At 60.5% G+C, this 10627-nt stretch carries 7 protein-coding genes and 1 tRNA gene; 3 read left to right on the top strand and 5 right to left on the bottom strand.

Going from position 1 to position 10627, the window contains the following annotated elements; genetic code table 11:
* Positions 1–136: 136 nt before the first annotated feature.
* Complete coding sequence (bglX, locus tag QN085_RS20715; protein WP_023660987.1) at positions 137–2428, bottom strand: beta-glucosidase BglX; 2292 nt, start codon at positions 2426–2428, stop codon at positions 137–139.
* Between the two features lie 186 nt (positions 2429–2614).
* Here bglX and QN085_RS20710 point away from each other — a divergent pair, with 186 nt between their 5' ends.
* Together QN085_RS20710 and QN085_RS20705 are read left to right on the top strand one after the other, a co-directional pair.
* Positions 2615–3232 (top strand): TPM domain-containing protein, encoded by a 618-nt coding sequence (locus tag QN085_RS20710; RefSeq protein ID WP_041505625.1) that lies wholly within the window; start codon positions 2615–2617, stop codon positions 3230–3232.
* 259 nt (positions 3233–3491) lie between these two features.
* Positions 3492–4706 carry a class I SAM-dependent methyltransferase gene (locus QN085_RS20705; protein WP_013974019.1) on the top strand — a complete coding sequence of 405 codons (1215 nt, stop codon included), beginning with the start codon at positions 3492–3494 and terminating at the stop codon, positions 4704–4706.
* A gap of 44 nt (positions 4707–4750) precedes the next feature.
* Here QN085_RS20705 and QN085_RS20700 read toward each other — a convergent pair whose 3' ends face one another.
* The 4 genes from QN085_RS20700 to phaG all read right to left on the bottom strand — a co-directional run bounded on the left by QN085_RS20700 (position 4751) and on the right by phaG (position 8919).
* Positions 4751–5758, bottom strand: coding sequence for a DUF4917 family protein (locus tag QN085_RS20700; RefSeq protein ID WP_041505626.1), 1008 nt, complete (start codon positions 5756–5758; stop codon positions 4751–4753).
* 216 nt (positions 5759–5974) lie between these two features.
* Complete coding sequence (locus tag QN085_RS20695) at positions 5975–7681, bottom strand: SulP family inorganic anion transporter (RefSeq protein ID WP_013974017.1); 1707 nt, start codon at positions 7679–7681, stop codon at positions 5975–5977.
* A 165-nt stretch (positions 7682–7846) separates the two neighbouring features.
* Positions 7847–7920: transfer RNA gene (locus QN085_RS20690), tRNA-Gly, on the bottom strand.
* Between the two features lie 111 nt (positions 7921–8031).
* On the bottom strand, positions 8032–8919 hold the full coding sequence (gene phaG / locus QN085_RS20685) for a (R)-3-hydroxydecanoyl-ACP:CoA transacylase (RefSeq protein ID WP_023662324.1): 888 nt from the start codon (positions 8917–8919) through the stop codon (positions 8032–8034).
* A gap of 619 nt (positions 8920–9538) precedes the next feature.
* Between phaG and QN085_RS20680 the strand changes: the two genes are divergently transcribed.
* Entirely contained in the window at positions 9539–10612 is a 1074-nt protein-coding gene (locus QN085_RS20680; protein WP_285688202.1) for a PIN domain-containing protein, read from the top strand.
* Positions 10613–10627: the final 15 nt, after the last annotated feature.

The following is a 10627-nucleotide window of genomic DNA, read 5'->3' as shown; positions in this document are numbered from 1 at the left end:
GGATGAATGGGGTATCAGGGCCGGCCTCTTCGCGGGTGAACCCGCTCCCACAGGTATCGCGCAGGCCATCTGCTTGCGGAGTACCTGTGGGAGCGGGCAAGCCCGCGAAGGGGCCGGTACAGGCAAAACCTGTCAGTTACAGCAGTTCAAAGCTCTGCTGTTGCACCGCCTGGGAATCCAGCCCGACCTGGACATTGAATTCCCCTGGCTCGGCAACCCGTTGCAGTTGGCCATTGTAGAACTTCAGGTCTTCTTCGCTGATGCGGAAGCTCAACGTGCGCGACTCGCCAGGCTTGAGCATCAGCTTCTGGAAGTTCTTCAGTTCCTTCACCGGGCGGCTCATCGATGCCGATACATCCTGCAGGTACAACTGCACCACGGTCTCGCCTGCCACCTTGCCGGTGTTCTTCACCGTCACCTTGGCTTCCAGCGTGTCGCCACGCTTGAGGTCCTTGTTCGACAGCTTCAGCCCCGACAGCTCGAAGCTGCTGTAGCTCAGGCCATAGCCGAACGGGTACAGCGGGCCATTCGGCTCCTCGAAGTACTGCGAGGTGTAGTTGCCCGGCTTGCCCGGTGTGAAGGGCCGCCCAATACGGGTGTGGTTGTAGTACATCGGGATCTGCCCGACCGAACGCGGGAAGGTGATGGCCAGCTTGCCGGACGGGTTGTAATCGCCGAACAGTACGTCGGCGATCGCGTTGCCGCCTTCGGTACCGGCGAACCAGGTTTCCAGAATGGCGTCGGCCTGCTCGCGTTCCCAGGCAATCGACAGTGGGCGGCCGTTCATCAGCACCAGCACCAGCGGCTTGCCGGTGGCCTTCAGGGCCTTGATCAGCTCCCGCTGGCTGGCCGGTATTTCCAGGGTGGTACGGCTCGACGACTCGTGGGACATGCCGCGGGATTCGCCGACCACTGCCACCACCACATCGGACTGCTTCGCCGCCTTCACCGCCTCGTCGATCAGCACCGCGGGCGGGCGCGGGTCGTCGACGATTTCCGGAGCATCGAAGTTGAGGAAGTTCAGGTAATCGAACATCGCCTTGTCGCCGGTGACATTGGAGCCTTTGGCGTAGACCAGCTTGGCCTTGCCCTCCACGGCGCGGCGCAGGCCTTCGCGCACGGTCACCGAGTGCATCGGTTTGCCGTCGGCAGCCCAGCTGCCCATCATGTCGATCGGCGCATCGGCCAGCGGGCCGACCAGGGCGATGGTGCCGGCCTTTTTCAGCGGCAGGGTCTGGTTGTGGTTTTCCAGCAGTACCAGGCTGCGGCGCGCCACGTCACGCGCGGCATCGCGGTGTAGGCGGTCGTTGCCGTAGTAGTCCTTCAGGTCGGTTTCGGCCTTGCCGATGCGCACGTACGGGTCCTCGAACAGGCCCATGTCGTACTTGGCACCCAGCACTTCGCGCACTGCCTGGTCCAGTTCGGCCTGGGTCACTTCGCCAGACTTCAGCAGGCCTGGCAGCTCTTCGCCGTACAGGGTGTCGTTCATGCTCATGTCGATGCCGGCCTTGATCGCCAGTTTGGCGGCTTCGCGCCCGTCGCGGGCGACGCCATGGCGGATCAGTTCCTGGATGGCACCGTGGTCGCTGATGGTCACGCCCTTGAAGCTCCACTCCTTGCGTAGCAGGTCGTTCATCAGCCAGGTATTGGAGGTGGCCGGCACGCCGTTGATCGAGTTCAGCGCCACCATCACCCCGCCGGCACCAGCGTCGAGCGCGGCGCGGTAGGGTGGCAGGTAGTCGTTGTACATTTTCGGCAGGCTCATATCGACCGTGTTGTAGTCGCGCCCGCCTTCCACCGCGCCATACAGGGCGAAGTGCTTGACGATGGCCATGATGCTGTCGGGGTTGGCCGGGCTGCTGCCCTGGAACGAGCGGACCATCACCTGGCCGATCTTCGAGGTCAGGTAGGTGTCTTCGCCGAAGCCCTCACTGGTGCGGCCCCAGCGCGGGTCGCGGGCGATGTCGACCATCGGTGCGAAGGTCATGTCCAGGGCGTCGGCCGCGGCTTCGATGGCGGCGGTGCGGCCGACCTTGGCGACGGCGTCCATGTCCCAGGTCGCGGCCATGCCCAGGCCGATCGGGAAAATGGTGCGTTCGCCGTGGACGGTGTCGTAGGCGAAGAACATCGGAATCTTCAGCCGGCTACGCATCGCCGCGTCCTGCATGGGGCGGTTCTCGGGGGCCGTGCGTGAGTTGAAGGTACCGCCGATGCGCCCGGCGGCAATTTCCTCGCGGATCTTATCCTTGGGCATTTCCGGCCCGATACTGATCAGGCGCAGTTGGCCGATCTTCTCGGCTTCGGTCATCTGGCTGATCAGATGGTCGATGAACGCCTGCTTGTCCTGCAGGGGCGGGGCGGAGGGGGCGGCGAGTGCCGCCTGACTGGCAAGGCCCATGGCCAGGCCCAGCAAAGACAGTTTCATCATCAATTCCGTTGTGAGGCCTGTGCCGTATCCACGGTGATACGCGCGCGGCCGAAGTTTTCAGGCGGCTATTGTTGTACGATTCGCAGGCATTTCTTCCAGCGGCGGATTATGCCTGAATATGTCGCCTGCGGACGAAGCCCCGAATGCCGGGACAACAACTATAAGAACGCTCAAGAGACCGACGGCATGACCCCCCTCGACGAATACCATCAGCGCCAGATCGCCGAAGCCATTGCCCGTGCCGAACGGCGCACCGATGCCGAACTGGTGACGGTGCTGGCCCGCCGGGCCGACGATTATGCCTACTGGCCGTTGTTCTGGGCCGCCGTGCTGGCGCTGGCCGTGCCGGCCCTGTTGCACTGGCTGCTGGGTTGGCCCGGAGTGCGTGGCTTGCTGGTGGCCAATGTGCTGCTGTTCGTAGGCTTGTGCCTGCTGCTGCGCAGCCCGCGCCTGGCCGACTGGCTGATCCCCCGGGCCCTGCGCCGCTGGCGTGCTTCGCGCCTGGCCCGCCAGCAGTTTCGCGAACAGAACCTGCAGCGCACTGCTGGTGCCACGGGCGTACTGATCTTCGTCAGCGAGGCAGAGCGGCATGTGGAGATCCTGGTCGACCGCGGTATTGAGCGCCATCTCGATGCCACCGCCCGCGCGGCCATCGTCGCCCGCCTTGCCGAACAGGTACGCCAGGGCCGCACCTTGCAGGGGTTTGTCGAGTGCATCGAGGCATGCGGCGAACTGCTCAGCGAACATGTGCCGCCTACCCATGCACGTAACGAGTTGCCCAACCGGTTGGTGATTCTCGATTGAGCCGAACCCCGATGGCTTGACGCGCCCCCCTGTAGGAGCGGCTTTAGCCGCGAACACCGGCGCAGCCGGGGCCATGCACCGCGTTGGATTCTTCGCGGCTAAAGCCGCTCCCACAGGGTACGCGTACCGCTTGCGAATTCGGTTCCCTACGCGACAGCGCAGCCCAAAGGACTGGGCGATCTCCCACAGGAAGTTAGCCACCCTGTAGAATGCGTGCATTGCGCCATGCGCTCCCCGCTACCCGAGGCACCGTTTTTCCATGTCCGCCAGTTCTTCTGCCCCATCCGCGCCGGATGCGCGCACCCAGTTTCTCGACCTGCTGAACGCCGCCCTGCATGGCAATACCCTGGTCAAACTGGTATTGGCGCGCCATGTCGGTGCCGACCAGACCTTGCAACGGATCATTGCTAAGCCGCTGCAGGTCAAGGGCCAGCCGTGCCTGTCGCTGGTCTATCGCCACCAGACCCGTGACATCACCCGCAATCTGGCGCTGGAGCAGGCCCAGGCGCTGGTCGCCGAGCTGCTACCGGACAGCTTCCGCAACGCGCACCTGTTCGATGCCGACGGTGAAGTGCAGTTGACCTTCAGCAAGAAGGGCAAGCCCATGCTCCAGCGCCACGGCGCACAAGCGCCACGCGAAGCTGCCAGCAGCAGCGGCCATGACCGCGAGAAGAAGCGCTATCTGGAGCTTTCACGGCCGTTCCTGCGTGACCTCGGGGTTACTGACGCACAAGGCGCGCTGATACCGTCGATGTCGCGCAAGTGGAAGCAGATCAACAAGTTCATCGAAGTCTTCGACCACGCCCTGGCCAGTGCACCGGTGCCGGCGGAGCAGGCGCTACGGGTGGCCGACTTCGGCTCAGGCAAGGGCTACCTGACCTTTGCCATGCACGACTACCTGCGCAATAGCCTGGGCCGCGAAGCGCAGGTAACCGGCGTCGAGCTGCGCCAGGACATGGTCGACCTGTGCAACGCCGCCGCCTTGCGCCTGGAGCACCCGGGCCTGGAGTTCCAGTGTGGTGACGTGCGTAGCGTGGTGCCCGAGGCCATCGAAGTGATGATTGCCCTGCATGCCTGCGACATCGCCACCGACTACGCCATCCACACCGGCATTCGCTGCAACGCCGCGATCATCATGTGCTCGCCGTGTTGCCACAAGCAGATCCGCCCGCAACTGCACAGCCCGGGGTTGTTGCAACCGATGCTGCAGTACGGCCTGCACATGGGCCAGCAGGCCGAAATGCTGACCGACAGCCTGCGCGCGCTGTACCTCGAAGCCTGCGGGTACGAGACCAAGGTGTTCGAGTTCATCTCGCTGGAGCACACCAACAAGAACAAGATGATTCTTGCGGTGAAGCGGCGCCAGGCAGGGGACAACGGCGCGTTGCTGGAGAAGATCGGGCAGCTCAAGGCCTTTTACGGGGTGCAGGAGCATTGCCTGGAGACGTTGTTGCGTGCGGATGGGTTGCTCTGACGTTACGACGCCAGGCAGCTCCTGCAACTGACTGCGTTGAGCGATCAGGTGCGAGCTGGCGCCTCGATAGCCAGTTCTGCCTGTCCCAACGGATGCGTACTGGCATCAAAGAAGTGCAGCATTGTCCCCGGCATATCCCCGAACCTGTCGACAAAATGCTGCTTCTGGTTGATCACCGATGCCTCGCTCAACGGCCTTATGGCAATCGACAGATGCGTCGGTCGGGCCTGTCGGATGGCTTCGAGCAGATGCTGGTCACTGCTGTCCAGGTGCAGCCCGAACAGGCATAGCCCCTGGCTTTCCCGCGCCAGTTGCCCCAGGCACCAGCCCAGGTAGTCAGAGTTGCGGATGGCGCGCAGCTTCTCGTCGCTGCGGTCTTCGTTGACGAACAGCGGCACTTCGCCCGGGATGTTCACGGCAAAACCATCAAGCAGTTCGGCGCTGTCGGCACTGCGTTGGCGGGTGGTACCGTCGGGCAGCTTGAGCAGGTGCAGGCCGCCATGCAGGTGCAGCACCCGCGTGCCTTCGCCGTTGGTGCGGCGCACGTCGAAGAAGCCTTGCTCGTCGAACAGTTCGGCGAAACCCTGCGGGGCGTGTTGCACGGCCCACGGTAGCAGCAGGTCGTAGTTGCTGGTGTAGACGCTGCGGTAGCCGCGCAGGGCCTGGTTGAGGGTTGCCAGGGTCGTGGCCGGCATGAGTGGCCACGGCAGGTGCACCGTGCGTACGGCGTGGATCAGCGCTTCCTTGATCGAGTAGTAGCGGTTCAGCGGCGCGGTGGAGTTGATGGCCAGCGCGGCGTTGGTGCGCACGGTGGTGTTGAGGGCGCTGAGCACCGGCTCGAACAGTTCCGTACCCAGTGACTTGAACAGTGCCTGGTCGCTGACGGCCAGGCCTTTCTTGCGCCCGGCACGTTGCGTTTCCTCGAACAGCGAGAAGTAGCCGAACGGCTTCCACAGCACGCGGCTGGCGCCGTTGCCCAGCAGCAGGGCGTCGCAAGGGTGGCGGGCGGCGAGTTCCGGCCAGGGGGTGAGAGTGGCGTCTAGTGCGGGCATGCTGGGGTCCGTTGGGTGGAGCGGGAACGGGGGCGACTTTAGCATGTCATGCAAGGCGTGCGAGGGTTGGTGTCCAGGCAACTGCTTTGTGCAGGCTGCACTGGCCCTATCGCCGGCAAGCCAGCTCCCACATGTTCGTCACAGGCATTGAGAGCAGTGCAGTACCTATGGGAGCCCGCTTGCCTGCGATATGGCCAGTAGCAGCGACGCAACGCTTCAACCTTGTTCAGCCTGTTGCCCAACGCGACTCCTGTTACGCCAAACCCGATAGGCGCGAATGCCCGCCCGCACCGAGCCGAACAGCAGTTTGTCTTCCATCTCCCGGGCCATCCCCGAGCGCACCAGCATGCGCAGGAAGGTGCCGCGGGCACGGGCGATGGCGAAGAAGATGCCCTGGGCGGCCAGGGTGTCGCGCACTTCGCGCAGGGCGGCGATGCCGCTGACGTCGATGCTGGTCACCGCCTCGGCATCGAACAGCACGGCCCTGGGCCGTTCCTGGCTCTGCACCGCTTCGAGCAGGCGCATCTTGAAGTAGTCGGCGTTGAAGAACAGGATCGCGTCGTCGAAGCGGTACACCACCAGGCCTGGCACGGTGCGGGCATCCTTGTGTTTGCGGATGTCCACCTGGCCTTCGGTGCCCGGCAGCCAGCCCAGCACTGCGTCGGTGGGCTGATAGATGCTGTACAGCAGGCGCAGGATCGCCAGGGTCACGGCAAACACGATGCCGGGCAGCACGCCCAGGCTCAGCACACCGACCGTGGTCAGCAGGCAAAGCCAGAACTCGAAGCGGCTCAGGCGGCGGATATGCTTCAGCGACTTGATGTCGATCAGCCCCCAGCCTGCCATCAGCAGCACGGCACCCAGCGCGGCCTGCGGGATCCACGCCATCGGCGCGGTGAAGAACAACAGGATCAGGGCGATGACTAGTGCTGCGATGATGCCCACCAGTTGGCTCTTGCCACCGACCATGTCGTTGACCGCAGTGCGCGAGTCTGCGCCGCTGATGGCAAAGCCCTGGGAAACCCCGGCAGCCAGGTTGCTTACGCCCAGGGCGACGAATTCGTGGTTGGCGTTGATCGCGTAGCCGTGCCGGGCGGCAAAGCTGCGTGCGGTGAGCATGGCGCTGCAGAAGCTGACGGTGGCGATACCCAGGGCGTCGCGCAGCAGGCTTTTCATTTCTGCCAGGTTACTGTGTGGCCAGGCCAGCTGCGGGATGCCGGCAGGTACCGGGCCGAGAATGGCGACGCCAAAGCGGTCAAGGCCGAGCAGGCCGACCAGCAGCATGAACAGCGCCACTACAGTTAGCGCCGCAGGCAGCTTGGGGTAGCGTCGTGGCAGCCAGATCAGCAGGCCCAGTGCGGCGATGCCGATGAGCAGCGTCACCCAGTGGATTTCGCCCAGGCGCTGGAAGAAGTTGATCAGGCTGAGGATGAAACCGTCGCCCTCGATCTTGAACCCCACCACCTTGGACAACTGCCCGGCGATCAGACTCAGGCCGATACCGTTGAGATAACCGATCAGGATCGGCCGCGAGAAGAAGCTGGCGATGAACCCGGCCCGGGCTACCCCAGCCGCGATCAGCATTACCCCGACCAGCAAGGTGACGATCACCGACAGCTCGGCAATCCGGTGCGGCTCGCCCATGGCCAACGGCGCCACGGCGCCGGCGATCATCGCGCAGGTAGCGGCGTCTGGGCCGACCATCAGCTGGCGCGAGCTTCCGATCAGGGCATAGACCATCATCGGCAGCACACAGGCATACAGGCCGTACTGCGGCGGCAGGCCGACGATCTGCGCGTAGGCGATGGCAATGGGAATCTGGATCGCCGCCACCGAGAGGCCGGCCTGCAGGTCGGCGTGGAACCACTCGCGGCGGTAGTGCAGCAGGTTGGCAAGGCCCGGTAGCCAGCGGGAGAGAAACATGCGTCGTCCTTTCGAAATGCTTCACGAATCCATCCACGCATTGAAGCGGATCGGCAGGCAAATGGCCATGGGGCAGGTCAAAGGGAGGGGGGAGAAACGAAAAAAGGAGCCTGGGCTCCTTTTGACAGCGATGACGTTGCTGGAACGCCATGCGGGAATGCGATGTGGAGCGGGTAGAGGGAATCGAACCCTCAACTAAAGCTTGGGAAGCTTTCGTTTTACCACTAAACTATACCCGCGTTTGCGCAGCACTTTTTACCAGAACCCTCAACGAATTAGAAGCCCAAGTTATTAAAAAGCTTGTCGGCGCCCCATGGTTTGCGGGTTTGAGCCACAGGACGCCGAGTTGCTCAGATGGCCAATGCATGCTGCCCCTGTTTTACAGGCTGGTAACGTTGACGAGGTTCACGCACGGTTGGCTTCAGGAACCCCAGCATGACACTGCGAGTGTCCTCGCAAGCGGCCTTGTGTTCCATATCCAGGAAGTGGCCTGCATCGCGGATCACGCTGAAGTGGCTTCGGCCCACGTGCTTGCTGAACTGCCGCGCATCTTCGACCGTGGTGTACTCGTCGCGGTCACCATTGATGAAAAGTACCGGGATGTCGATATTGCGTGCACCATCCAGCGCCCGCCCCAGGTCATGTTGCAGCACCTCGTTGATGTGGAAGTGCATCTGCGCATACTCGTGGCTGTCCAGGCTGCTGACATGGCGGTAGTTGAAGCGCTTGAACAGTGACGGCAGGTGTTTGCCGATGGTGTCGTTGATCAAATTGCCGACCTGATAACGGTCGCAGGCGGCCAGGTATTGGCAACCACGGTCCAGGTAGTCGCGCATCGGTTCGTTGATCACCGGTGAGAACGAACTCACCACTGCCTTCTTCACGCCCCGCGGCTGGTGCGCCAGCGCCAGCAGCGTACTTGCGCCACCCCACGAGAACGACATCACGTGGTCTGCCTGGAAGTGCTCGATCAGCTCGAGGAGAATATGCGCTTCGGTCTCCTTGCTGATAAAGCGTTCCTGGCGATTGTGCGGCTTGGATTTGCCAGCGTATGGCTGGTCGAACAGTACAACGTTGAACTGCGGGTGCAGGTTACGTACCGTCTGGGCGAACGAGGCCGTGGTGGCAAGCGAGCCATTGATCAGGATGATCGTATTCTCGGCCGCATCCGCGCGATAGAACTCCGTGTAAACCCGATACTGACCTTGGATATCAAGTACAGCGATTTCTGGCCTCATGTCATCGACTCCTGGCGCAAAAAGGGTATTCGCGTCACCTAGGGTGCACGTTCTTTATGACAGGTAGGCATTTGCCTGAAGAGAAACCGGGGGGCCCTGTGTCGATCCTTGGCACGTGCGTCGACGGTATTGTTTTTGGCGGGCAATTCGCCGTGCCCCAAGGCATCGAGGCCCTGGGTGGCCGGCAAAAAGTGTCTTCGACTGCGGTCGTGACTTGGTAGTCACATGCAGCCTTGTTGTTATCAACCTAAAGCTTTGATTTCGCTGGATTTCATCCGTCTGTCATTTCGCGCTTACCACTAGAAGTTACCACTGCGCTAATGACTATCTGGTCACAAGTGAAACCCACGAGTCTGGAGCGTAGGCGAAGCTGGCGCGGGACGGGTGGATTTGCCGACGAACGGTTGTGATGGGGAGTGGGGCTGCGGGCGTCTGGCCGTGGGCCTACAGCGATGCAGGCCTTTATCGTTTCTGGCCGGGTTTCGTCGAGGGTCACACGGTCCAGGCATTGGGCCTTCAGCCGACAATCGGTAAAACGCTAGGGAATAACTGATGGGTATCGACTTTTCTGTGCTCTAGTGCGAGAGTAGCGTCTTGAATATTAAAAGGTAAAGGGAAAATGCCGTTAGTTACTCGCAATGTATTTATTGACACGGAATTCTTCTACAAGGCAAATCTTGATTTCAGCTCTAGAACGATTAAAGCCTTTGAGGAGCTGTGCGCCAACAATGAGCTGAACCATATCACAAGCACTATTGTGGTGAATGAAGTACGGCGAAAAATTATTGACCATATCAAAGACGCGCTTAAAGGCATCAGGAATTTTCGGCGGAAAGCTGCCGTTCTTAAAGAGTATGATGACGAGAATATAAAAAACCTTTTTACTGAAATCAATGAAGATGATTTAGAGGCGCAAGCATTAAAGGCGTTTGACGAATTTATTGATGCATCGAACGCCAATATCGTTGACATGACCGGTGTAGATGGCAATGAGATTGTTGAGATGTTCTTTAATCAAACCAGTCCATTCAGCGCCCAAAAACCTAACGAGTTCCGTGATGCATTCTCCCTTCTCGCAATACGCTCTGCCTTGAAAGGGCAGGAAAAGGTATACGTGGTTTCGGGTGACGGTGACCACAAAGCATTTTGCGAGGCTAATGAGCGATTCGTAAATATTGAAACGCTTAGTGGATTGCTTGATATTTACAACAAGCACAACGACGAGAGAACTCGGTTCGTCGAGCAATTCTTGGAGCGCAAGAGAGACGATATTATACAGCAGATAAAATTTCAGCTAGAGGATGCAGACGGCTATAACTCTTCAACATGGGAGGACGCCGAATTAGATAGTTTTGAAGTCATTAAAATTGAAGATTTTGAGCCGCAAATAATTCATTTGGACGATGAAAGTTGTCAGATCACATTCGACGTGGATGTAAAGTTCCTGGTGCATGTTAGCGGCCCAGACACTACGACCGGCCACTATGACAAGGAAGATGATATTTTATATACATTTGACTCGACCGCTCGCCAGGAAGAAGAGGAAAAGAATTTTTCTATCGAGCTGGACTTGTCTTTTGAAGCTGATGAGGGCGAGTTCATCAATGATGAGTTTGATTTGCATATAAAAGGCTTGGGGCGTGGTATTGAGTTTGGTGTTGAAGAGTTCCAATGGGAAGATCCAAGAATGTGATTAGGCCAAGCTGAT

It is taken from the genome of Pseudomonas sp. M2(2023) (genome assembly GCF_030263955.1).
GTDB lineage: Bacteria > Pseudomonadota > Gammaproteobacteria > Pseudomonadales > Pseudomonadaceae > Aquipseudomonas > Aquipseudomonas asiatica.
Note: the sequence above shows the minus strand (reverse complement) of the source record. Positions and strands in the feature narration are given on the sequence as shown.